The 25,273-nt window shown below is 53.0% G+C and carries 19 protein-coding genes; 13 read left to right on the top strand and 6 right to left on the bottom strand.

Annotated features, from left to right (window positions below):
- The first annotated feature begins 57 nt into the window (after window positions 1-57).
- Window positions 58-1,803, top strand: coding sequence for a gamma-glutamyltransferase (gene ggt / locus OGY04_RS22365; RefSeq protein ID WP_286586039.1), 1,746 nt, complete (start codon window positions 58-60; stop codon window positions 1,801-1,803).
- Window positions 1,804-2,113: 310 nt separating this feature from the next.
- On the opposite strand, the gene tssD is transcribed toward ggt, so the two are convergent.
- From tssD to yhhY, 3 genes are all read right to left on the bottom strand, one after another.
- Window positions 2,114-3,253 carry a type VI secretion system tube protein TssD gene (gene tssD / locus OGY04_RS22360; protein WP_219988253.1) on the bottom strand — a complete coding sequence of 380 codons (1,140 nt, stop codon included), beginning with the start codon at window positions 3,251-3,253 and terminating at the stop codon, window positions 2,114-2,116.
- A 268-nt stretch (window positions 3,254-3,521) separates the two neighbouring features.
- The gene (locus OGY04_RS22355; RefSeq protein WP_286586038.1) at window positions 3,522-4,406 is read right to left on the bottom strand and encodes a hypothetical protein; all 885 of its coding nucleotides are present in this window, start codon (window positions 4,404-4,406) and stop codon (window positions 3,522-3,524) included.
- Between the two features lie 46 nt (window positions 4,407-4,452).
- On the bottom strand, window positions 4,453-4,941 hold the full coding sequence (gene yhhY, locus OGY04_RS22350; RefSeq protein ID WP_008786353.1) for an N-acetyltransferase: 489 nt from the start codon (window positions 4,939-4,941) through the stop codon (window positions 4,453-4,455).
- 471 nt (window positions 4,942-5,412) lie between these two features.
- Between yhhY and OGY04_RS22345 the strand changes: the two genes are divergently transcribed.
- From OGY04_RS22345 to gntU, 5 genes are all read left to right on the top strand, one after another.
- Window positions 5,413-6,450 carry an oxidoreductase gene (locus tag OGY04_RS22345; RefSeq protein WP_071446689.1) on the top strand — a complete coding sequence of 346 codons (1,038 nt, stop codon included), beginning with the start codon at window positions 5,413-5,415 and terminating at the stop codon, window positions 6,448-6,450.
- A gap of 123 nt (window positions 6,451-6,573) precedes the next feature.
- The gene (yhhW, locus tag OGY04_RS22340; RefSeq protein WP_003023472.1) at window positions 6,574-7,269 is read left to right on the top strand and encodes a quercetin 2,3-dioxygenase; all 696 of its coding nucleotides are present in this window, start codon (window positions 6,574-6,576) and stop codon (window positions 7,267-7,269) included.
- Window positions 7,270-7,491: 222 nt separating this feature from the next.
- The gene (gene gntR, locus OGY04_RS22335; RefSeq protein ID WP_008786351.1) at window positions 7,492-8,487 is read left to right on the top strand and encodes a gluconate operon transcriptional repressor GntR; all 996 of its coding nucleotides are present in this window, start codon (window positions 7,492-7,494) and stop codon (window positions 8,485-8,487) included.
- A gap of 141 nt (window positions 8,488-8,628) precedes the next feature.
- Entirely contained in the window at window positions 8,629-9,159 is a 531-nt protein-coding gene (gene gntK / locus OGY04_RS22330; RefSeq protein ID WP_003023475.1) for a gluconokinase, read from the top strand.
- A complete protein-coding gene (gene gntU / locus OGY04_RS22325; protein ID WP_003827609.1) occupies window positions 9,159-10,499 on the top strand; it encodes a gluconate transporter in 1,341 nt (446 codons plus the stop codon). The genes gntK and gntU overlap by 1 nt, the downstream gene beginning before the upstream one ends.
- A 95-nt stretch (window positions 10,500-10,594) precedes the next feature.
- Here the strand turns inward: gntU and OGY04_RS22320 are convergent, their stop codons facing one another.
- Window positions 10,595-11,041, bottom strand: coding sequence for a hypothetical protein (locus OGY04_RS22320; RefSeq protein ID WP_234691890.1), 447 nt, complete (start codon window positions 11,039-11,041; stop codon window positions 10,595-10,597).
- A 454-nt stretch (window positions 11,042-11,495) separates the two neighbouring features.
- Window positions 11,496-12,089, bottom strand: a complete 594-nt coding sequence (gene yhgN, locus OGY04_RS22315; RefSeq protein WP_204561238.1) for a YhgN family NAAT transporter — start codon at window positions 12,087-12,089, stop codon at window positions 11,496-11,498.
- A gap of 190 nt (window positions 12,090-12,279) precedes the next feature.
- Here yhgN and asd point away from each other — a divergent pair, with 190 nt between their 5' ends.
- The 6 genes from asd to glgP all read left to right on the top strand — a co-directional run bounded on the left by asd (window position 12,280) and on the right by glgP (window position 23,029).
- Complete coding sequence (gene asd / locus OGY04_RS22310; RefSeq protein ID WP_003827614.1) at window positions 12,280-13,386, top strand: aspartate-semialdehyde dehydrogenase; 1,107 nt, start codon at window positions 12,280-12,282, stop codon at window positions 13,384-13,386.
- Between the two features lie 273 nt (window positions 13,387-13,659).
- A complete protein-coding gene (glgB, locus tag OGY04_RS22305) occupies window positions 13,660-15,843 on the top strand; it encodes a 1,4-alpha-glucan branching enzyme (RefSeq protein ID WP_032945237.1) in 2,184 nt (727 codons plus the stop codon).
- Window positions 15,843-17,819, top strand: coding sequence for a glycogen debranching protein GlgX (gene glgX / locus OGY04_RS22300; RefSeq protein WP_048236950.1), 1,977 nt, complete (start codon window positions 15,843-15,845; stop codon window positions 17,817-17,819). The genes glgB and glgX overlap by 1 nt, the downstream gene beginning before the upstream one ends.
- Before the next feature lie 14 nt (window positions 17,820-17,833).
- Window positions 17,834-19,129 carry a glucose-1-phosphate adenylyltransferase gene (gene glgC, locus OGY04_RS22295; RefSeq protein WP_286586037.1) on the top strand — a complete coding sequence of 432 codons (1,296 nt, stop codon included), beginning with the start codon at window positions 17,834-17,836 and terminating at the stop codon, window positions 19,127-19,129.
- Window positions 19,129-20,562, top strand: a complete 1,434-nt coding sequence (glgA, locus tag OGY04_RS22290; protein WP_003827622.1) for a glycogen synthase GlgA — start codon at window positions 19,129-19,131, stop codon at window positions 20,560-20,562. The genes glgC and glgA overlap by 1 nt, the downstream gene beginning before the upstream one ends.
- Window positions 20,563-20,581: 19 nt before the next feature.
- On the top strand, window positions 20,582-23,029 hold the full coding sequence (glgP, locus tag OGY04_RS22285; protein WP_048215392.1) for a glycogen phosphorylase: 2,448 nt from the start codon (window positions 20,582-20,584) through the stop codon (window positions 23,027-23,029).
- 90 nt (window positions 23,030-23,119) lie between these two features.
- Here the strand turns inward: glgP and glpD are convergent, their stop codons facing one another.
- Window positions 23,120-24,628 carry a glycerol-3-phosphate dehydrogenase gene (gene glpD / locus OGY04_RS22280; RefSeq protein WP_286586036.1) on the bottom strand — a complete coding sequence of 503 codons (1,509 nt, stop codon included), beginning with the start codon at window positions 24,626-24,628 and terminating at the stop codon, window positions 23,120-23,122.
- A 198-nt stretch (window positions 24,629-24,826) separates the two neighbouring features.
- On the opposite strand from glpD, the gene glpE reads away from it, so the two are divergent.
- Window positions 24,827-25,153: a thiosulfate sulfurtransferase GlpE gene (gene glpE, locus OGY04_RS22275; RefSeq protein ID WP_003827629.1), complete on the top strand. Its 327-nt coding sequence runs from the start codon at window positions 24,827-24,829 to the stop codon at window positions 25,151-25,153.
- Window positions 25,154-25,273: the final 120 nt, after the last annotated feature.

Here is a 25,273-nt window from a genome sequence, read left to right as displayed (position 1 = left end):
TCAGAGTTATGCACCAGGCTTAGTGGGGGCAGACCCCCATACATCTGGAGAATAACGATGATAAAACCGACGTTTTTACGCCGGGTAGCCATTGCTGCTCTGCTCTCAGGAAGTTGTTTTAGCGTTGCTGCCGCGCCGGCTGCGCCACCGCCGGTATCTTACGGAGTCGAGGAAGATGTGTTCCATCCCGTACGTGCTAAGCATGGGATGGTGGCCTCTGTGGATGCTTTAGCTACCCAGGTTGGTGTGGACATTCTTAAACAGGGTGGGAATGCCGTCGATGCCGCCGTGGCCGTTGGCTATGCGCTGGCGGTGACGCATCCCCAGGCGGGCAATCTGGGCGGCGGTGGTTTTATGCTACTGCGTACCAAAGACGGTAACACCACCGCGATCGATTTTCGTGAAATGGCGCCTGCTGGCGCGACCCGTGACATGTTCCTCGATGAGCAGGGCAACGCCGATGCGAAAAAGTCGCTGACGTCGCATCTGGCATCCGGTACGCCGGGTACCGTGGCGGGTTTCTCGCTGGCGCTGGAGAAATACGGCACGATGCCGCTGAACAAAGTGGTGCGCCCGGCGATGAAGCTGGCGGAAGAGGGCTTTGTGGTTAATGACGCGCTGGCCGACGATCTGAAAACCTATGGCAGCGAAGTGCTCCCTAATCACGAGAACAGCAAAGCCATTTTCTGGAAGGACGGCGAGCCGCTGAAAAAGGGCGACAAGCTGGTGCAAAAGAATCTGGCGAAAAGCCTGGAAATGATTGCCGAGAATGGCCCGGATGCGTTTTATAAAGGGGCGATTGCCGATCAGATAGCCGGGGAAATGCAGAAGAACGGCGGGCTGATGACCAAAGAGGATTTAGCCAGCTATAAAGCCGTGGAGCGCATGCCGATCGGCGGTGACTATCGCGGGTATCAGGTCTTCTCCATGCCACCGCCGTCCTCTGGCGGTATTCACATCGTGCAGATCCTCAATATTCTCGAAAACTTCGATATGAAGAAGTACGGATTTGGCAGCGCCGATGCTATGCAGGTTATGGCTGAAGCGGAGAAATATGCTTACGCCGATCGTTCAGAATATCTGGGCGACCCGGATTTTGTGAAAGTGCCGTGGCAAGCGCTGACCAACAAAGCCTATGCTAAAACGCTTGCCGATCAGATTGATATCAACAAGGCTAAGCCTTCCAGCCAGATCAAACCTGGCAAGCTCGCCCCGTATGAAAGCAACCAGACTACGCACTTCTCGGTAGTGGATAAAGACGGCAATGCCGTGGCGGTAACGTATACCCTGAATACCACCTTCGGGACCGGCATCGTGGCGGGTAACACCGGTATTCTGCTGAATAACGAAATGGACGACTTCTCCGCTAAGCCGGGCGTGCCGAACGTTTATGGACTGGTGGGCGGTGATGCCAACGCGGTTGGACCGAAGAAGCGTCCGCTGTCGTCGATGTCGCCGACTATCGTGGTAAAAGACGGGAAAACCTGGCTGGTTACCGGCAGCCCAGGTGGAAGCCGAATCATCACTACCGTACTGCAAATGGTGGTCAACAGCATTGATTTCGGGATGAACGTCGCCGAAGCGACCAACGCACCGCGCTTCCATCATCAATGGTTGCCGGATGAACTGCGCATCGAGAAGGGCTTCAGCCCGGATACAATCAAGCTGCTGGAGCAAAAAGGACAGAAAGTAGCGCTGAAAGAGGCGATGGGCAGCACGCAGAGCATTATGGTTGGACCGGATGGCGCACTGTATGGTGCTTCTGACCCGCGTTCCGTGGATGACTTAACGGCGGGGTACTAAGCATAACAGCCCTCTTCGGTGGGAGAGGGCTTGACAAATATTTTTTACTATAGTGAATGGTCTTGGTGATACCGGTCAATTTCGATTAGCAACTTATGGCCTTGGGCGGATACGCGATAATAATCCATTCCTGAGGGGGTTCTTGCTACTATATCGACTAAACCCGCTTTGGATAGGTTATTTATGAGCCTAACTACGTTACCAACTCCATCCATTCTCCTACTGGTCATTGCGCGATCAAGATTATACCAGGTCCAATTTACGTCATCTCTGGAAGCTAATAATTTCAATATGTTAAGTTCAGTATCGTTTACCATGATGGTGCATCCGGGTGATAAAGGTCATTACCAGTTATTCTATAATCTTCGAGTGTTGATGTATGCGTGTTATTCCATAGATCATAAGCCTCTTGGTTATCGCTTGGCCTGCCAGTTTCCCAACCTAAATTGCAATAACGTTGATACTCTCGACATTCATGAGTGTAGTAGTTTAAATCCACTTGTTCTGGTAACAATTCACCGTTCGCTATCTTTTTTAAACGGCTTACCATAAATTCATTACCAGGATCTGGATCGAAGCGAGATATGTGTTTTTCTACAATTGCAATTCCTTCATGGGTAATATTTACGCCTTCAGTTGTAAGATGTTCAACAGGGCCTCCCGCTTTATCTGGATCAAATGGCCTTGATGTATAAGTTCCTTTCGCTCCAAACTGCTCCAGTTCTTCTAATTCAGGAAATTTCATCCTTCCCATAGTTAAGCCTGCAGCTACTGAAGCACCAAGAATCAGCAATCCTTTGTTATCCATAACCTGCTCGTAACCCGTAGGAGCATCGCCTCCCAGCTTTTTCGCCGTTTCCCTGAAACCGTCGATATTGCCGTTGTAGATACCTCCGGCGGCAAGCAGTCTGCCAACCCCTTTGCTGTTTAACGTTTTGAGGCCGTTGTCTGCGGGTGTTTTTGGGCGGGGGATAAACAGGCGGTTGTAGTTCTCGGGCAACGCCAGGTAGCTGAACTCAGTGTTGGCAATAAGATGTTTGCAGAGGATATATTCATAGTTGATGGTTATTGTTTCTGTGTCTAAATTATTGTCGCTGAATTGGTGTTGAATGGCTGATAGAAATGCTCCCCGCAGTTGAATATAATAATTCTTCTCCCATCTACCGAACCTATTGATGCGGTAGAAATAAAATTCCATATACAACTGCTCGTTGTTGTTAATAGCATTTACAAACAATGGGGTGCTTTTATCTATCAGTTTGCAAAATTGCAGTCCGTGAAAATGTGAACCTCTGCCAGTACTGGTTATACTATTAGAGAGCGAAAAGGTAAAAATTTCGTCTTCGTGCCCTATTTGCCAGCGGTTACCCACGGATGCAATGGTTCCACATCCGTCAGAAATATCGCCCTGCTGCTGCCCTGAAACCATCAGATAGACGATATCACTCATGATATCCTTATCCTTTTATTATTTGCTGTCATAAAAACGGTAAATTGCTTTTTGTTTTTATTACGCTTTCTGATGGCGTTCGTATATAGCGGAAATAAAACGTTTCACTTTAAGTGAATTTTCTTGAGGGGAATCCGAATATAAATAGCTAAGGGGGTTATTTTTATTTATTTTATAATGGAGGGTTATTAATGGAGTTTTTATTGATGTTTATTAACCCATATCAACAGCCTACAGCGTTCTGAACGATGTAGGCCTGACCGGTAGGTTATGGCGCATATCGCTGCAGTGATTCGGACCAGCGGAATATTTGGCTGCTTTTATCCTGTAGGCTAACGCGCTCTAAGTCATAAAATCCGTGCGTCTTTGCCGAGCGCATTTTGAGAATGTACTTACTTTCGCTAATGTCGTGCTGCCTTGTGCCGTCTTTATTCCAGTCTCCAGCAATGTCCGAATAGTAATAAACAAGGTCAGAAAACACGTTGATTATCTTGCTGTCTTTGATGGTGTAGAGTTCCAGCACTTCATAAAATGCGCCGCCGCCGGAATACGCATCAGAGTATCCACCCCGCACCCCGAATGCCAGGGTATCGGGTGCTATCCGGTACGGTGCCAGATCCAGTTTTGTATAATAAGCCAGCGGTCTGACGGACTCATCATCGCTCTCTTTTTCAGCGGCTTTATTCCACTCTGATAGCTGGTTTAACGGTTTTTCTGAACGTGCAATCGGCGTTAGCTGTGGGTTCTGCCAGGAAAAAATGCCGAGATATAATTTATTAGCGCGCCCGTTGCTGTAGTTTTCCGGGCAGGTGTTATCCGCGTATTTTTTTGCTTGCTCGGCGTCAGCCTTATTATCGGCAAAACAAGCAATGCCAATATATTTACCGTCTTTTCCCCAAGATTTAGCACCGGTCAGGATCAGGTTGTCAGGATCTTCATTTGGTGCAACCCAGGCAATCCACTGCTTTTCAGATAAGCCCTGAGGAAGCTCACCAAATCCTTTCGCAGGGGTTGCTCCTGCCATTTGCTCAGCAAAAATCTGTTTACCTTCAGGATGTTGGATGGCACTGGCTACGGAATCGAGATTTTGTACGGTAGTGGCAAAAGCAGGGGAGAGCGAGGCCAGCAAAACCAGGGGAAGAAACTTTTTCACTATTGCGTCCTTTCAATAAGCAGGGCGATAAGGCTCGCCCTTAAATTTATTTCACGCGCGCCATAAAGTAGGCATCAACATACTCACCGTTGCGCAGGCCGTATTTCTTACCGGTGCCTTCGATTTCAAAGCCGTACTTCTTATAGACTGCTACAGCAGGCTCATTATCAACAAATACTGTCAGCTCAATGCGCTCGACGCGCAGCCAGTTGTCGCACATGTCGATCATCGTACGAATCAGCGCGCTGGCAACGCCACGATTGTGCCACCTGCCATCCACGCAGATACCAAAATCGGCCACGTGGCTGCGGCGCGGGCGCTGCGCGACCTCAATACAGAGGTGCCCCACGACGATATCATCAATGCAGGCAACCAGCTGTTTGACACCGGCTTGCTCGGTTAGCCGCGCTTGCCACATTTCGAGAGAAGGATGAGGAACCTGTAGCGTGTTGTGGTACACCTCCGGCTGGGCGTGGATCTGACGAATTGCGTCGTAATCTTTCGGTTCAGCGTGGCGTATCACTATCTCACTCATTCCTTATCTCCTGCAGGGTTAATTGTGCATTTACACTCGCTGAGAAAGAAAAATCCGTCAACTGCATTTTTTTGCAAAAAGAAGTAGACAAGTGCGAATGAGAATGATTATTATTGCTCTGCGTTCAGGGGAACCCCTACGGAGAACCTGAAAGCACGACATTGCTCACATTGCTTCCAGTATTACTTTAGCCAGCTTTTGCTGGCTTTTTTTTTTGGCTGGGTTTCGGGCTAGTTTGCTTGCCAGCTTAATCCCGGGCTGTGCTCGCAATCCTCACGTACTCTGTGTACGCTCCGGTTGCTGCGCGCAGGCCGTGAATAATCTGCCTACGCCACTTACGCCCGATCTTTTGGCTGTATAATGCGGTAGGCCGGATAAGGCAACGCCGCATCCGGCACGATGACAGGATGGATTCAGTCTCCAGCCGCTTTGCGCTATGGTGTAGACAATCACCTTCAAAAGGATCGTCTCATGACCTTACACTGCGCATTTATTGGTTTTGGTAAAAGCACCACCCGCTACCATTTGCCGTACGTCCTAAACCGCAAAAATAGCTGGCACGTCGCGCACATTTTCCGCCGCAACGCCAGGCCGGAAGAGCAGGCGCCGCAGTATTCGCATATTCACTTCACCAGCGACCTCGACGAGATCTTAAACGATCCGCAGGTGAAACTGGTGATCGTCTGTACCCATGCTGATAGCCATTTTGAATATGCTAAACGCGCGCTGGAAGCGGGTAAAAATGTGCTGGTTGAGAAACCCTTCACGCCGACGCTTGCGCAAGCAAAAGAGCTGTTCGAACTGGCGCGAAGCAAAGGACTGACCGTTACGCCGTATCAGAATCGCCGTTTTGACTCCTGCTTCCTCACCGCGAAAAAAGCCATTGAGAGCGGCAAGCTCGGCAAGATTGTTGAGGTTGAAAGCCATTTCGATTACTACCGTCCTGAAGCAGAAACCAAGCCGGGACTGCCGCAGGACGGCGCGTTTTATGGTCTGGGCGTACACACCATGGATCAGATTATCTCGCTGTTCGGACGTCCCGATCATGTGGCCTATGACATCCGCAGCCTGCGCAACAAAGCGAACCCGGACGATACCTTTGAAGCGCAGCTGTTTTACGGCGACCTGAAAGCCATTGTTAAAACCAGTCATCTGGTGAAAATCGACTATCCGAAGTTTATCGTCCATGGCACCAAAGGCTCGTTTGTGAAGTACGGCATCGACCAGCAGGAAACCAGCCTGAAGGCCAATATCATGCCGGGTGAGCCAGGTTTCGCTGCTGATGATTCCATTGGGATGCTAGAGTACGTCAACGATGACGGCATCACGGTAAAAGAAGAGGTAAAGCCGGAAGTGGGGGATTACGGTCGCGTGTATGACGCGCTGTACCAGACGCTGACCACCGGTACGCCTAATTACGTCAAGGAATCTGAAGTTCTTACCAACCTGGAGATCCTCGAACGCGCCTTTGAACAGGCAACGCCTGCCACGATAACCCTCGCCAAATAGCCTGCACAGACTCCTCTGGGCTTGTTCATATTTTTTGAACAGAGGAGTCAATTTTCACCCTCTATGATCCCAGACGGATTGAGTCCACACTTACTCCATCGAAAACATCTGGGGGTGAACACAATGATCTACTTACGCAAAGCTAACGACCGTGGCCACGCTAATCATGGCTGGCTTGATTCATGGCATACCTTCTCTTTTGCCAACTACTATGACCCGAACTTTATGGGGTTCTCGGCACTGCGCGTGATTAACGATGACGTGATCGATGCAGGTCAGGGATTTGGTACTCACCCCCATAAAGACATGGAAATCCTGACTTACGTGCTGGAAGGCGCGGTAGAGCATCAGGACAGCATGGGCAATAAAGAGCAGGTTCCGGCCGGTGAGTTTCAGATTATGAGCGCCGGGACGGGGATCCGTCACTCGGAGTACAACCCGAGCAATACTGAGAAGCTGCATCTGTATCAGATCTGGATCATGCCGCAGGAGAACGGTATTACACCGCGCTATGAACAGCGTCGTTTCGATGCCGCTCAGGGTAAACAACTGGTGCTGTCGCCGGATGCCCGTGATGGTTCACTGAAAGTGTACCAGGATATGGAGCTGTACCGTTGGGCACTGGTCAAAGATGAGCAGTCGGTGCATCAGATTGCCGCGGAACGCCGCGTTTGGATCCAGGTGGTAAAAGGCAACGTGACGATTAACGGCACCAAAGCGACCACCAGCGACGGTCTGGCAATCTGGGATGAACAGGCAATTTCTATTCATGCCGACAGCGACAGTGAAGTGTTACTGTTTGACCTGCCGCCAGTCTAAAAATACACGTCATCCTTCAAGCCGCATCTGTGTTGGCTTTCCTCGCTCACCCCGGTCGCGTACTTAATGTACGCTCCCGGGGATTCACTGCGTCGCCGCCTTGATGCAACTCGAATGATTTTGTGTATTTATCACAATAAAAACTCCTTTTTTTCTCTGCAAAGGTTCACGCACGTCCGTGGTAAACTGGGGGAATCTATCCCTTTTTAACGCTTCAGGACGATGAAAAAGAAAAGACCCGTACTTCAGGATGTAGCCGACCGCGTGGGCGTGACCAAAATGACGGTCAGTCGCTTTTTGCGTAACCCGGAGCAGGTCTCCGTGGCGCTGCGGGGCAAAATTGCCGCTGCACTTGATGAGCTGGGTTATATTCCCAATCGCGCTCCTGATATCCTTTCTAACGCTACCAGCCGCGCTATCGGCGTGCTGTTACCGTCTCTCACTAACCAGGTTTTTGCTGAAGTGCTACGCGGCATTGAGGCCGTCACCGACGCCCATGGTTATCAAACGATGCTCGCGCACTACGGCTATAAGCCTGAGATGGAACAAGAGCGCCTGGAATCGATGCTGTCGTGGAATATCGATGGCCTGATCCTCACCGAACGTAGCCACACGCCCCGCACGCTGAAAATGATTGAAGTTGCCGGTATCCCGGTGGTTGAGCTGATGGACAGCCAGTCTCCGTGTCTGGATATCGCCGTCGGTTTCGACAACTTCGAAGCCGCGCGTCAGATGACTGCCGCTATTATCGCCCGCGGGCACCGTCATGTAGCCTATCTTGGCGCTCGTCTTGATGAACGTACTATCATCAAACAGAGAGGCTACGAGCAGGCAATGCGCGATGCCAACCTGGTGCCGTACAGCGTGATGGTGGAACAGTCTTCTTCCTACTCCTCCGGTATTGAACTCATCCGTCAGGCGCGGCGTGAATACCCGCAGCTCGACGGCGTTTTCTGTACCAACGATGACCTGGCGGTAGGGGCGGCTTTCGAATGCCAGCGTTTAGGGCTGAAAATCCCGGATGACATGGCGATTGCCGGATTCCACGGTCACGACATCGGGCAGGTGATGGAGCCGCGTCTGGCGAGTGTGCTCACGCCACGTGAACGGATGGGCAGCATTGGCGCAGAACGCCTGCTGGCGCGCATTCGTGGTGAAGCAGTCACGCCTAAAATGTTAGATTTAGGTTTCACCTTGTCACCGGGCGGATCTATTTAAGCCAACAAGTTTGAAGTAGCTCACACTTATACACTTCGAGCACGAATGGATATTGCTTCTCTATTTATCCGGCTGGACAATGTTACCGATAACAGTTACCCGTAACAATTTCCTGATTCTTGTACCAGTGGGGGCAACGCTTTGAGCACGACTAATCATGATCACCACGTTTACGTTCTGATGGGCGTATCGGGCAGCGGTAAATCTGCTGTCGCCAGCGAAGTGGCGCATCAACTGCAGGCCGCGTTTCTTGATGGCGATTTTCTCCATCCGCGCAGCAACATCATGAAAATGGCTTCCGGTGAGCCACTCAACGATGACGACCGTAAACCGTGGCTACAGGCGCTGAATGACGCCGCTTTTGCGATGCAGCGTACCAACAAGGTTTCGCTGATCGTCTGTTCTGCCTTGAAAAAAGTCTACCGCGACCAGTTGCGCGACGGTAACCCGAACCTCTCTTTCATTTATCTGAAAGGGGATTTTGACGTTATCGAAAGCCGTCTGAAGGCGCGTAAAGGCCACTTCTTCAAAACGCAGATGCTGGTTACCCAGTTTGAAGCGCTGGAAGAACCGGGTGCGAATGAAAACGATGTACTGGTGGTCGATATCGATCAACCACTGGACGGTGTGGTCGCCAGCACCATTGAGGTTATTAACCAAGGCAGTAAGTAGTGAGCACATTAACGCTTGTTTTAACAGCAGTAGGGTCCGTTTTATTACTGCTGTTTTTAGTGATGAAGGCGCGTATGCACGCCTTCGTTGCTTTGATGGTGGTATCCATTGGTGCAGGTCTCTTTTCCGGTATGCCGCTCGATAAAATCGCGGCGACCATGGAAAAAGGGATGGGAGGCACGCTCGGTTTCCTGGCGATTGTGGTGGCGCTGGGGGCGATGTTCGGCAAGATTTTGCATGAGACCGGCGCGGTCGATCAGATTGCCGTCAAAATGCTGAAATCCTTCGGTCATAGCCGCGCACATTACGCGATTGGCCTGGCCGGTCTGATTTGCGCGCTGCCGCTGTTCTTTGAGGTGGCGATTGTGCTGCTGATTAGCGTAGCGTTCTCAATGGCGCGCCATACCGGTACTAACCTGGTTAAGTTGGTCATTCCGCTGTTTGCGGGCGTGGCGGCTGCCGCAGCGTTCCTGCTGCCGGGGCCTGCGCCGATGCTGCTGGCCTCTCAGATGCACGCCGACTTTGGCTGGATGATCCTGATTGGCCTGTGCGCCGCGATCCCGGGCATGATTATCGCCGGGCCGCTGTGGGGTAACTTCATCAGCCGTTACGTTGAGCTGCACGTACCGGAAGACATTACCGAGCCGCATCTGGGCGAAGGCAAAATGCCCTCCTTTGGCTTCAGCTTATCGCTTATCCTGCTGCCGCTGGTGCTGGTTGGTCTGAAAACCATCGCCGCACGCTTTGTTCCGGTCGGTTCTTCAACCTACGAATGGTTCGAGTTTATCGGTCATCCGTTTACCGCGATTCTGGTTGCCTGTCTGGTGGCGATTTACGGTCTGGCGGTGCGCCAGGGCATGCCAAAAGACCGCGTGATGGAAATCTGCGGCCATGCGCTTCAGCCAGCGGGGATTATTCTGCTGGTGATTGGTGCGGGCGGCGTGTTCAAACAGGTACTGGTAGATTCCGGCGTTGGCCCTGCACTGGGCGAAGCGTTAACCGGTATGGGCTTGCCGATCGCTATCACCTGCTTCGTGCTGGCGGCGGCGGTGCGTATCATTCAGGGGTCCGCGACAGTGGCCTGCTTAACGGCGGTCGGTCTGGTGATGCCGGTGATTGAGCAACTGAACTACTCCGGTGCCCAGATGGCGGCGCTGTCTATCTGTATCGCGGGCGGCTCTATCGTGGTCAGCCACGTTAACGACGCTGGTTTCTGGTTGTTCGGTAAATTTACCGGTGCGACTGAAGCGCAAACGCTGAAGACCTGGACGATGATGGAAACCATCCTCGGTACGGTCGGCGCGATTGTCGGTATGATTGCCTTCCAGCTGTTGAGCTGATGGCATTGCCCGGTGGCGCTTGCGCTTACCGGGCCTGGAAACGAGCACATATCGACACCGTAGGCCGGGTAAGGCAAAGCCGCCACCCGGCTTTTTTACAGCACCATCACACCATCCTCGGTTTTCAACCAACGCGGCGCTTTTAACGTATCGGCGAAATAGCCTACCAAATCCTGCAGTAAATCGCCCGCCACGCGTTCCATCTCGTCAGACAGCGTTTTGCTCATCAGTAAATGCGTCAAAAGCTGGCAGTAACGCCCCATCTGATCTGGTTCGGGTTCAAAGAGGGGAGAGCGGGTCGGTAAGGTTTCTACCGTCAGGCTGGCCTGTAGATGCTGCGGTACAGGTTCCGTTAAGGTTGGTTGTAGTAGTGCCAGACAGGCCGGCAGGCGCGCACAAATCGCCAGTTTTTCAACAGGGTCATGACATTCAACAAGCCCTTCGACAAAACGCTCACAGTTATCTGCCAGCTCGGTGAAATCCGTTGCATGGCTAAAGGGCAGGGTAAATAAAGAGTGTGAAAAGAGAGGGATAGTCGCCATAGGGCAGCCTCCAATGAGTGAAATTTACCACCACCGAAGGGACCAACCTTTTGGTGGCGGGCTGAACGGAGTTGGTCCTACCGGCCTCATTGGATACCGGTGCGTCTTGTGACGCCACCGTCCAGCCCACCATTGAGGTGTAGCTGGTCGCACGACAAAAGTGAATTTTATCGCGAATGAGGTAATCAGGGGACCAATCCTGGCACCTGATTTTGCAAGTGCAGCGAGAAGATAATGCTAATCCGCGATGCTGACAAGAGCGTATTCCGGAAGGCGCTTCGCAGAAATGAAAATACGCTTTTTCAGAGACTTAAATGATTGAGGTGTTTCTCACAAACACATTCACGGCGCTGATTGCCCGGTGGCGCTAGCGCTTACCGGGCCTACACACGAGCATATATCAACACCGTAGGCCGGGTAAGGCGAAGCCGCCACCCGGCGTAAAGTGAGTGCGTTACCCCTTCATCCACATCCGCACGCCATCGAGGAACATCTGGGTTGCCATCATCACCAGAATCAGCCCCATCAGGCGCTCCAGCGCGTTAACCCCTTTCTCTCCCAGCAGACGTAAAAACAGCGAAGACTGCAGCAAAATCACGAATGTACCGCCCCAGGCGATCAGCAGCGCAATCACCAGATGCCCCATCTGGTTTGGATACTGATGCGACAACAGCATTAATGAGGCCAGGATTGTCGGACCGGCGACCAGCGGAATCGCCAGCGGTACGATAAACGGCTCTTCACCAGCCGGAAGCCCGGTGCTATTCCCGGTGGCGCTGGGGAAAATCATCTTAATGGCGATCAGGAACAAAATGATGCCCCCGGAGATCGATACGGTTTCTGCACGCAGGTTAAGAAATGCCAGAATTTTCTCGCCCGCAAACAGGAATATCAGCATCATCAACAGAGCAATAAACAGCTCGCGAATCATAATCGCGCGGCGACGTTTTGGTTCGGTATGTTTCAATACGGACATGAAAATGGGCAGATTTCCGAGCGGATCCATAATCAGGATCAATAAAACTGCCGCTGAAATGATTTCATTCATAACTCAAATTCCCTGATAATTACCGCGGACTTTCTGCTTGCTTGCGCAGCGGGATAAGTCGCATTACTGATGGCTTCGCTATCATTGATTAATTTCACTTGCGACTTTGGCTGCTTTTTGTATGGTGAAGGATAGGCCAGTAGGATACTGGTTAGCATACACAGCACACATCTCTGCAGGAAAAAACGCTATGAAAAATGTTGGTTTTATCGGCTGGCGCGGTATGGTCGGCTCTGTTCTCATGCAACGCATGGTTGAGGAGCGTGACTTCGACGCCATTCGCCCTGTTTTCTTTTCTACTTCCCAGCTTGGGCAGGCGGCACCGACGTTCGGTGGCACCGCGACCGGCACACTTCAGGACGCTTTTGATCTGGATGCGCTGAAGGCGCTCGATATCATCGTGACCTGTCAGGGCGGCGATTATACCAACGAAATCTATCCAAAGCTTCGTGAAAGCGGTTGGCAGGGTTACTGGATTGACGCAGCCTCTTCGCTGCGTATGAAAGACGATGCCATCATTATTCTCGATCCGGTTAACCAGGATGTCATCACCGACGGCCTGAACAAAGGCATTAAGACCTTTGTTGGCGGCAACTGTACCGTTAGCCTGATGCTGATGTCCCTCGGTGGCCTGTTTGCCAATGACCTGGTTGACTGGGTTTCCGTAGCGACCTATCAGGCGGCTTCCGGCGGCGGCGCGCGCCATATGCGTGAACTGCTGTCTCAGATGGGTCATCTGTATGGCCATGTGGCCGAGGAACTGGCGACCCCTTCCTCTGCTATTCTCGACATCGAACGTAAAGTAACGACCCTGTCCCGCAGCGGCGAACTGCCGGTTGATAACTTTGGCGTACCGCTGGCCGGTAGCCTGATTCCGTGGATCGACAAACAGCTCGATAACGGTCAGAGCCGTGAAGAGTGGAAGGGACAGGCGGAAACCAACAAAATTCTCAACACGTCTTCCGTGATCCCGGTTGATGGCCTGTGCGTGCGCGTCGGTGCGCTGCGCTGCCACAGCCAGGCGTTCACCATTAAACTGAAAAAAGATGTGTCTATTCCGACCGTGGAAGAACTGCTGGCGGCGCACAATCCGTGGGCCAAAGTTGTACCAAACGATCGGGATATCACCATGCGTGAGTTAACCCCGGCGGCCGTTACCGGCACGCTGACCACGCCAGTAGGCCGTCTGCGTAAGCTGAACATGGGACCGGAGTTCCTGTCAGCCTTTACCGTGGGCGACCAGTTGCTGTGGGGGGCTGCGGAGCCATTGCGCCGTATGCTGCGCCAATTGGCGTAATAGTTTGTTAACGATCAAGGGGTGAGGAATCACCCCTTTTTTTGCGTAATACAGGAGTAAGCGCAGATGTTTCATTTTTTACCAGGAGTAAGATAAAGCATTGGCTATTCTTTAAGGGTGACTTAGTACCGGAGGTATTAAGTTGTTGCCTGAAGGTGGGACGACGCAGAGAGGATGCACAATTGTGCTGCGCCGTTCAGGTCAAAAAAAGTGTCACTACCTGATGTCGAAAATCAGTTGGAAGGGGTGACGCCATAAAACAGGATGACAACCATGTCCGTTCGTATCGATAGAGACGTGATTAATGCGCTAATTGCAGGCCATTTTGCGGATCCTTTTTCCGTACTCGGTATGCACCAAACTGATGCTGGACTTGAAGTCCGTGCCCTATTACCTGACGCCACCGAAGTGTGGGTGATCGAACCCAAAACCGGACGCAAAGTCGGCAAGCTGGATTGCCTCGACTCTCGCGGTTTTTTCTGTGCTGTACTTCCCCGCCGTAAAAATTTCTTTCGCTACCAGTTGGCCGTTGTCTGGCATGGACAACAGAATCTGATTGATGACCCTTATCGTTTTGGCCCGCTGATCCAGGATATGGATGCCTGGCTGTTATCTGAAGGTACGCATCTGCGACCTTACGAAACGCTGGGTGCGCATGCGGATACCATGGATGGCGTAACCGGTACGCGCTTCTCAGTCTGGGCGCCTAACGCTCAACGCGTGTCAGTGGTTGGGCAGTTCAACTACTGGGATGGCCGTCGCCACCCAATGCGCCTGCGCAAAGAAAGCGGTATCTGGGAGCTGTTTATCCCCGGCGCGCAGCATGGTCAGCTGTATAAATACGAGATGATCGATGCCAACGGTAAGCTGCGAATCAAAGCGGACCCTTACGCCTTCGAAGCGCAAATGCGTCCGGAAACCGCGTCGCTTATCTGTGGTCTGCCGGAAAAAGTAGTGCAAAGCGAGGCGCGCAAAAAAGCCAACCAGTTTGATGCACCGATCTCTATCTATGAAGTGCACCTGGGCTCATGGCGTCGTCATACCGATAACAACTTCTGGCTAAGCTACCGTGAGCTGGCGGATCAACTGGTGCCTTACGCCAAGTGGATGGGCTTTACTCATCTCGAACTGTTGCCGATTAACGAGCATCCGTTCGACGGTAGCTGGGGCTACCAGCCTACCGGTATGTATGCGCCGACCCGTCGCTTCGGGACGCGCGATGATTTCCGCTATTTCGTGAATGCCGCGCATCAGGCGGGGCTGAACGTCATTCTCGACTGGGTGCCGGGCCACTTCCCATCGGACGACTTTGGTTTGGCTGAGTTTGATGGCACCAACCTGTATGAGCACAGCGACCCGCGCGAAGGGTATCACCAGGACTGGAACACGCTGATCTACAACTATGGTCGCCGTGAAGTCAGCAACTACCTGGTGGGCAACGCCCTGTACTGGATTGAACGCTTTGGTATTGACGCGTTGCGCGTGGATGCCGTGGCGTCGATGATTTATCGCGACTACAGCCGCAAAGAAGGGGAATGGATCCCAAACGAATTTGGTGGTCGTGAAAACCTCGAAGCCATTGAATTTTTGCGCAATACCAACCGCATTCTTGGCGAGCAGGTGCCTGGTGCGGTGAGTATGGCGGAAGAGTCCACCGATTTTGCCGGCGTTTCAAGACCACAGGATATGGGCGGTTTAGGGTTCTGGTATAAGTGGAACCTCGGCTGGATGCACGACACGCTGGACTACATGAAGCTGGACCCGATTCATCGTCAGTACCATCACGACAAGCTGACCTTCGGCATGCTGTACAACTACACCGAAAACTTTGTCCTGCCGCTGTCGCATGATGAAGTGGTACACGGTAAAAAATCCATTCTCGACCGCATGCCGGGAGACGCATGGCAGAAGTTTGCCAACCTGCGCGCCTATTACGGCTGGATGTGGGCCTTCCCGGGCAAAAAGCTGCTGTTTATGGGCAACGAGTTTGCGCAGGGACGTGAATGGAACCATGACGCCAGCCTCGACTGGCACCTGCTGGAAGGTGGCGATAACTGGCACCACGGCGTACAGCGTCTGGTGCGCGATCTGAACCACACCTACCGTCATCACAAAGCGCTGCACGAGCTCGACTTTGACGCCTATGGCTTTGAGTGGCTGGTGGTAGATGACAACGAACGTTCGGTGCTGGCTTTCGTGCGTCGTGACAAGGTCGGCAATGAAATCATCGTGGTCAGTAACTTTACGCCTGTGCCCCGCCACGGCTATCGCTTCGGTATCAATCAGCCAGGCAAATGGCGTGAGATCCTCAATACCGACTCGATGCATTACCACGGTAGCAATACCGGCAACGGCGGTGCGGTGCACAGCGATGAAATCGCCAGCCATGGTCGTCAGCACTCACTGAGCCTCACGTTACCGCCGTTGGCAACGATTTGGCTGGTCCGGGAGGGGTAATGACGCAACTGGCAACCGGCAACGCCACCCCCCATGGTGCAACGTATGACGGCCATGGTGTCAATTTCACACTCTTCTCTGCCCACGCTGAACGCGTTGAATTATGCGTATTCGATGAGCAAGGGTGCGAACTTCGCTATGACCTGCCGGGGCGTAGCGGTGATGTCTGGCACGGCTATCTGGCCAACGCCCGGCCCGGTCTGCGCTATGGCTATCGTGTTCATGGCCCATGGCAACCGCAGCAGGGCCACCGGTTTAATCCGGCCAAGCTGCTGCTTGACCCTTGCGCCCGTCGGGTGGATGGCGAGTTAAAAGATAACCCGCTGCTGCACGGTGGGCTAAATGAACCGGATCATCATGATAATGCCACCATCGCGCTGAAGGGCGTGGTGGTGTCCGATCATTATGACTGGGAGGATGATACCCCGCCGCGCACGCCGTGGGGCAATACCGTGATTTACGAAGCGCATGTCAAAGGGTTGACGTATTTGCATCCTGAGCTGCCGGAAGAGATTCGCGGAACCTACAAAGCGCTGGGCCATCCAGTGATGATCGATTACTTCAAGCGCCTCGGCATTACCGCGCTGGAGCTGCTGCCGGTGGCGCATTTTGCCAGCGAACCACGGCTTCAGCGGCTGGGGCTGTCGAACTATTGGGGCTACAACCCGGTAGCGATGTTCGCGCTGCATCCGGCCTATGCCTGTTCGCCGGAGAGTGCGCTTGATGAGTTTCGCGACGCGGTAAAAGCGCTGCACAAAGCGGGGATTGAGGTCATTCTCGATATCGTTTTGAACCACAGCGCCGAGCTGGATCTCGAAGGCCCCGTCTTCTCGCTGCGCGGAATTGATAACCGTAGCTATTATTGGATCAGGGACGATGGTGATTACTACAACTGGACCGGTTGTGGGAACACCCTCAATCTGAGCCATCCGGGCGTTGTGGAATACGCATGTGAATGCCTGCGCTACTGGGTTGAAACCTGCCATGTGGATGGTTTTCGTTTTGATTTGGCTTCCGTCATGGGGCGTACACCTGCGTTTCGTCAGGATGCGCCACTGTTTACCGCGATCCAAAACTGTCCGCTGCTCTCACGCGTTAAGCTGATTGCGGAACCGTGGGATATTGGTGAAGGCGGGTATCAGGTGGGGAATTTCCCCCCGCCGTTTGCCGAGTGGAATGACCATTTCCGCGATGCGACCCGACGCTTCTGGCTCCAGCGTAATCTCTCGTTGGGTGAGTTTGCCGGGCGTTTTGCCGCATCAAGCGACGTGTTTAAACGCGATGGTCGCAAACCCAGCGCGACGGTCAATCTGGTGACTGCGCACGACGGTTTTACGCTACGCGACTGTGTGTGCTTCACAAATAAGCACAATGAAGCGAATGGTGAGGAAAATCGCGACGGCACTAGCAATAACTACAGCGACAATCATGGTAAAGAAGGATTAGGTGGCACGCTGGACCTGATTGAGCGGCGGCGCGACAGCATTCATGCGCTGTTATCCACGCTGTTGCTCTCCCAGGGGACGCCGATGTTGCTGGCGGGCGATGAGCATGGTCATAGCCAGCACGGCAACAATAACGCTTACTGCCAGGATAACGCTCTAACCTGGCTAGACTGGCAGCAGGCAAACAGCGGGCTAACCACATTTACCGCTGCCCTGATCCATCTTCGTCAGCAAATTCCTGCATTAACGGACGATCGCTGGTGGGAAGAGGGCGATGGCAATGTTCGTTGGCTGAATAAGTACGCACAACCCTTAAGTGCGGATGAGTGGCAAAACGGCCCGAGGCAGATGCAAATCCTGCTATCAGACCGTTTTCTGATTGCAATAAATGCCACGCTTGAGGTGACAGATATCGTTTTACCTGAAGGGGAATGGTGCGCCGTTCCCCCATTTGCCGGAGAGGATAATCCGGTGCTTACGGCTGTCTGGCAGGGACCTGCGCACGGACTGTGTGTGTTCCAGAGAAGATAAAAAAGGAGTTAGTCATGGTGAGTTTAGAGAAGAACGATCGTGTAATGTTGGCGCGCCAGCTGCCATTAAAATCTGTTGCCCTGATCCTGGCCGGTGGCCGCGGTACCCGCTTAAAAGATTTAACCAACAAACGTGCCAAACCTGCTGTGCACTTTGGCGGTAAGTTCCGCATTATCGATTTTGCCTTATCCAACTGTATTAACTCCGGGATCCGCCGTATTGGCGTGATCACCCAGTACCAGTCCCACACGCTGGTGCAGCATATTCAGCGCGGCTGGTCGTTCTTTAGCGAAGAGATGAACGAGTTTGTCGATCTGCTGCCTGCCCAGCAGAGAATGCAGGGTGAAAACTGGTATCGCGGTACGGCGGATGCGGTGACCCAAAACCTGGACATCATTCGACGCTATAAAGCGGAATATGTGGTGATCCTCGCGGGCGATCATATCTACAAGCAGGACTACTCACGCATGCTGATCGACCACGTCGAGAAAGGCGCGCGTTGCACCGTGGCCTGTATGCCAGTGCCTATTGAAGAGGCCAGCGCGTTTGGCGTAATGGACGTGGACGACACCGATAAAATTATCGAGTTCGTTGAAAAACCCGCCAACCCGCCAGCCATGCCAGGCGACCCGACCAAATCTCTTGCCAGTATGGGGATCTACGTTTTCAACGCCGATTATCTGTATGAATTGCTGGCGGAAGATGACCTCGATGAAAACTCCAGTCACGATTTCGGTAAAGACATTATCCCGAAAATCACCGAAGCTGGCATGGCGTATGCACATCCATTCCCGTTGTCCTGCGTGCAGTCTGACCCGGAATCCGAGCCGTACTGGCGTGACGTGGGTACGCTGGAAGCCTACTGGAAGGCGAACCTCGATCTGGCTTCGGTGACGCCTGAACTGGACATGTACGACCAGGATTGGCCAATCCGTACGCACATGGAATCGCTGCCACCGGCGAAATTTGTTCAGGACCGTTCCGGCAGCCACGGAATGACGCTGAACTCGCTGGTTTCTGGCGGATGCATAATTTCAGGTTCGGTGGTGGTGCAGTCCGTTCTGTTCCCGCGAGTGCGGGTGAATTCATTCTGTAACATTGATTCGGCAGTGTTGTTACCTGAAGTGTGGGTGGGACGTTCGTGCCGCTTACGTCGTTGCATTATCGACCGCGCCTGCGTTATTCCCGAAGGCATGGTGATTGGTGAAAACGCGGAAGAAGATACGCGTCGTTTCTACCGTTCAGAGGAAGGTATTGTGCTGGTCACGCGTGAAATGCTACGCAAACTGCAGATCAAACAGGAGCGATAATGCAGGTTTTACACGTTTGTTCAGAGATGTTCCCCCTGTTAAAAACCGGGGGACTGGCGGATGTTATTGGGGCGTTACCCGCAGCGCAAATAGCGGACGGCGTGGATGCCCGCGTGCTGCTCCCGGCGTTTCCTGATATTCGTCGCGGCATTCCCGATGCGCAGGTTGTAACGCGTCGGGATACCTTCGCCGGACGTATCACGCTGCTGTTCGGGCATTTCAACGGCGTGGGTATTTACCTGATTGACGCGCCGCATCTCTATGACCGCCCCGGTAGCCCGTATCACGACACTAACCTGTTTGCGTATACCGATAACGTGCAGCGTTTTGCATTGCTGGGCTGGGTTGGCTGTGAAATGGCCTGTGGCCTTGACCCATTCTGGCGCCCGGATGTGGTGCATGCGCACGACTGGCATGCGGGTCTGGCCCCGGCGTATCTGGCGGCGCGCGGCCATCCGGCGAAATCGGTGTTCACCGTCCACAATCTGGCGTATCAAGGCATGTTTTATGCAAAGCATATGGATGACATCCAATTGCCATGGTCGTTCTTTAATGTGCACGGACTGGAGTTTAACGGGCAGATTTCGTTTCTGAAGGCAGGGTTGTACTACGCCGACCACATTACGGCGGTCAGTCCGACCTACGCGCGGGAAATTACCGAGCCGCAGTTTGCCTACGGCATGGAAGGTCTGTTGCAGCAGCGTCATCGTGAAGGCCGTCTTTCCGGTGTGCTGAACGGCGTTGATGAAAAAATCTGGAGCCCGGAAACCGATCTCCTGCTGGCATCGCGATATACGCGCGACACGCTGGAGGAGAAGGCAGAAAACAAACGTCAGCTTCAGATAGCGATGGGACTTAAGGTCAACGATAAAGTACCGCTGTTTGCCGTGGTGAGCCGTCTGACCAGTCAAAAAGGGCTGGATCTGGTGCTGGAAGCGCTGCCGGGGTTGTTAGAGCAGGGTGGACAGCTGGCATTGCTAGGCGCGGGCGATCCGGTATTACAGGAAGGATTCCTCGCCGCAGCGGCGGAACATCCAGGACAGGTGGGTGTGCAGATCGGCTATCACGAAGCCTTCTCGCACCGCATCATGGGTGGGGCCGATGTGATATTGGTTCCCAGCCGTTTTGAGCCGTGTGGCTTAACGCAGTTGTATGGACTGAAGTACGGCACGCTGCCGCTGGTGCGGCGCACCGGTGGGCTGGCTGATACAGTCTCTGACAGTTCGCTGGAAAACCTGGCGGACGGTATCGCCAGTGGGTTTGTATTTGAAGATAGTAATGCCTGGTCGCTGTTACGCGCGATCCGGCGTGCTTTCGTATTGTGGTCCCGGCCTTCGCTTTGGCGGTTTGTACAACGTCAGGCCATGACCATGGATTTTAGCTGGCAAGTCGCGGCGAAGTCATACCGTGAGCTTTACTATCGCTTGAAATAGATATCCAGGAATCACCTATATGAATGCTCCATTTACTTATGCATCGCCCACACTCAGCGTAGAGGCACTTAAGCATTCTATTGCCTATAAGCTGATGTTCACGATTGGTAAGGACCCGGTCATTGCCAATAAACATGAGTGGCTGAACGCCACGTTGTTCGCGGTGCGCGACCGTCTCGTGGAGCGCTGGCTGCGTTCTAACCGTGCGCAATTATCTCAGGAAACTCGTCAGGTCTATTACTTGTCTATGGAGTTTCTGATTGGCCGCACGCTTTCCAATGCACTGTTATCGCTGGGCATTTATGACGATGTCAAAAATGCGCTGGAAGGTATGGGGTTGGATCTTGAAGATCTGATCGACGAAGAAAACGACCCGGGTCTTGGCAATGGCGGTCTCGGGCGCCTGGCGGCCTGCTTCCTGGACTCTCTGGCAACGCTGGGATTGCCGGGACGCGGTTACGGTATTCGTTATGACTACGGTATGTTCAAGCAGAACATTGTTGATGGCCGCCAGAAAGAGTCGCCGGACTACTGGCTGGAATACGGTAACCCGTGGGAATTCAAACGCCACAACACGCGCTACAAAGTGCGTTTTGGCGGGCGTATTCAGCAGGAAGGTAAGAAAACTCGCTGGATAGAAACCGAAGAGATCCTCGCGGTCGCCTACGACCAGATTATCCCCGGCTACGACACCGACGCCACCAACACGCTGCGTCTGTGGAATGCCCAGGCCAGTAGCGAGATTAATCTCGGTAAATTTAACCAGGGCGACTACTTTGCGGCTGTGGAAGATAAAAACCACTCCGAGAACGTCTCCCGCGTACTGTACCCGGACGACTCCACCTATTCAGGACGCGAGCTGCGGTTGCGCCAGGAGTATTTCCTGGTCTCCTCTACGGTGCAGGACATCCTGAACCGTCATTATCAGCTGCACAAAACCTACGACAATCTGGCGGATAAAATCGCCATTCACCTCAACGATACCCATCCGGTGCTGTCGATCCCTGAGCTGATGCGCTTACTGATCGATGAGCATAAGTTCAGTTGGGACGATGCGTTTGAGGTCTGCTGCCAGGTCTTCTCGTATACCAACCACACCTTGATGAGCGAAGCGCTGGAGACCTGGCCCGTCGATATGCTGGGCAAAATTTTGCCGCGCCATCTGCAAATCATCTTTGAAATCAACGACTACTTCCTGAAGACGTTACAGGAACAGTATCCAAACGATACTGCTCTGCTGGGGCGGACGTCGATTATCGATGAATCTAACGGCCGTCGTGTGCGTATGGCATGGCTGGCGGTGGTGGTGAGCCACAAGGTTAACGGCGTTTCCGAGCTGCACTCCAACCTGATGGTGCAGTCGCTGTTTGCTGATTTTGCGAAGATTTTCCCGACTCGCTTCTGCAACGTCACCAATGGCGTGACGCCGCGCCGCTGGCTGGCGCTGGCTAACCCGTCGCTTTCTGAAGTGCTGGATGAGAACATTGGTCGCACCTGGCGAACCGATCTCAGCCAGCTCAGCGAGCTTGAGCAGCACTGCGATTACCCACTGGTAAATCAGGCGGTGCGCCGCGCGAAGCTGGAGAATAAAAAGCGTCTGGCCACGCTCATCGCCCAGCAACTGAACGTGGTGGTGAACCCGAAATCGCTGTTTGATGTGCAGATAAAGCGTATTCACGAATACAAACGACAGTTGATGAACGTGCTGCATGTGATCACCCGCTACAACCGCATTAAGGCCGATCCTGACGCTGAGTGGGTGCCGCGTGTGAATATCTTCGCCGGTAAAGCGGCTTCGGCTTATTACATGGCGAAACACATCATTCACCTGATCAACGACGTCGCCAAAGTGATCAACAACGATCCGCAAATTGGCGACAAGCTGAAAGTGGTGTTTATCCCCAACTACAGCGTCAGCCTGGCGCAGGTGATTATTCCTGCCGCCGACCTTTCTGAACAGATTTCTCTGGCCGGGACCGAAGCCTCCGGTACCAGTAATATGAAATTTGCTCTTAACGGTGCGCTGACCATCGGGACGCTGGACGGTGCCAACGTTGAGATGCTGGAGCATGTGGGCGCAGAAAATATCTTTATCTTTGGTAATACGGCGGAAGAGGTCGAGGCTTTACGCAGCCAGGGCTACAAGCCGCGTGAGTATTACGAGAAAGACGAAGAGCTGCACCAGGTGCTGACGCAGATCGGCAGCGGCGTATTCAGCCCTGAGGAGCCGGGACGCTATCGCGACCTGGTGGATTCGCTGATTAACTTTGGCGACCACTATCAGGTTCTGGCGGATTATCGCAGCTACGTTGATTGCCAGGATAAGGTTGATGAACTGTATCGTCACCCGGAAGAGTGGACCACCAAGTCGATGATTAATATCGCCAACATGGGGTACTTCTCGTCGGACAGGACGATCAAAGAGTACGCCGAAAACATCTGGCATATCGATTCGGTGCGGTTGTAACACACGATGCTGGGGGAGCTTCGCTTGCCCGGCCTACGTTTATGCACTCTTGTAGGCCGGATAAGGCGCTAGCCGCATCCGGCATTTTTATCAGGACGCCAGCGACAGCTGGTGTTTTTCAATGTACTCCGCCAGCCACTGGGTCATACGCGACTGCTGCTCAGCATTCAGCCACATACCTTCTTTCGTGCGACGCCACAACGCATCTTCCGCACGACGAACCCATTCATGATCGACCAGATATTTCAGTTCGGCCTCATAAAACTCATGGCCAAAGTCTTCACCTAACTCGGCAAGCGAGGTGGCTTCGCCGATAACCCATTCGGTGTTGCTGCCGTAGGTGCGAGAATAATGGCGTGCCAGCGACTCGGTCAGGAACGGGTAGCGACGGCGCAGTTTGGCCGCGTAATCTTCGCGATCGCCGCCAATGTCACCGCCTGGCAGAATGCACTCTTTCGTCCATGCCGGACCAATTCCCTGGTAGTACGATGCCAGTTTTTCCATCGCGTGCTCAGCCAGCTTACGATAGGTTGTCAGCTTACCGCCAAAGACCGACAGCAACGGCGCTTTGCCGTTTTCGTCGTGGATATCCAGCGTGTAATCACGGGTGATCGCCTGCGGTGAGTCAGACTCGTCATCGCACAGCGGACGCACGCCCGAGTAAGTCCAGACGATATCATCACGGCCCAGCTGTTTCTTAAAGTGCGCGTTGTAGACCTTCAGCAGGTAATTGATTTCGCTTTCATCAATTTTCACTGCTTTCGGATCGCCTTTGTATTCAACGTCTGTCGTCCCGATGATCGAGAATTCGTCCATCCATGGGATAACAAACACGATACGCTTATCTTCGTTCTGCAGAATATAAGCTTGCTTCTGGGTATGTACGCGCGGCACTACGATGTGGCTGCCTTTAATCAGGCGAATGCCGTACGGTGATGGCAGGTGCATACCGTCGTCGAAGAACTCTTTCACCCACGGACCGGTGGCGTTGACCAGGCCACGCGCCTGCCAGGTGTATTTTTTGCCGGTATCGATATCTTCAGCTTCAACAATCCACAAACCGTTTTCACGGCGAGCAGAAGTGGCGCGAGTGCGGGTTAATACTTCTCCGCCTTTACGTACAACCATTTGGGCGTTTGCCAAAACCAGTCGCGCATCGTCGACCCAGCAGTCAGAATATTCGAAACCGCGCACAATCTCAGTTTTCATTACGGAATCTGCGCCAAAACGCAAACCGGTAGAACTTGGCAAACTGGTGCGTTTGCCCAGATGATCGTACATAAACAAACCAATGCGGATCATCCACGCCGGACGCAGGTGCGGGCGGTGGGGCAGACGAAAGCGCATCGGGAAGGCGATATGCGGTGCCATTTTCAACAGCACTTCACGTTCGGCCAGCGCTTCGCTTACCAGACGAAATTCGTAGTGTTCCAGGTAGCGCAGGCCACCGTGGATGAGTTTGGAGCTAGCGGAAGAGGTGGCGCAGGCTAAATCCTGCGCTTCCAGCATCAGCACGGATAAACCGCGTCCAGCGGCATCTGCCGCGATACCGGCACCGTTGATGCCTCCACCTATCACAATCAGATCTTTGGTTTCCATGCTGGCCTCTCGCACTTTCGTTATAGCTCATTAATGTTCGTTATCGAGCATAATAGCAAAGAATCGCGCCATTGGTAACATCGGATAAACAATTTACAGTGATACATATAACATTATGGCGTTTAACTGCCGTCGGGACGTACACTAAGCAGTAACATGTCCGAAAAGCATCACCTGCCATATAAAGAAGAGAGAGCAATGGATCAGTTTGAATGTATTAATGTCGAAGAAGCGCATCAGAAGCTGCATCAGGGGAGCGCGGTGTTAGTGGATATCCGTGATCCGCAAAGCTATGCCATGGGTCATGCCCCGCAGGCGTTTCATCTGACGAACGACACGCTGGGGTCATTTATGCGCGAGCATGATTTCGACACCGCTGTGTTGGTGATGTGTTATCACGGCAACAGCAGTAAAGGCGCGGCGCAATATCTTCTTCAGCAGGGCTATGACGCGGTTTACAGCGTTGATGGCGGCTTCGACGCCTGGCATCGACATTTTCCGGCAGAAGTGGCATACGGTTCGTAAGGCTATACCCAAATTAATTCGAGTTGCATCGCGACGGCGACGCAGCGAATCTCCGGGAGCGTACGAACAGTACGTGACCGGAGTGAGCGAGGAAAGCCAACAAAGATGCAGCTCGAAGTA

Source organism: Citrobacter sp. Cpo091, from assembly GCF_030332645.1.
In the GTDB taxonomy this organism is placed as follows: domain Bacteria; phylum Pseudomonadota; class Gammaproteobacteria; order Enterobacterales; family Enterobacteriaceae; genus Citrobacter; species Citrobacter portucalensis.
Note: the sequence above shows the minus strand (reverse complement) of the source record. Positions and strands in the feature narration are given on the sequence as shown.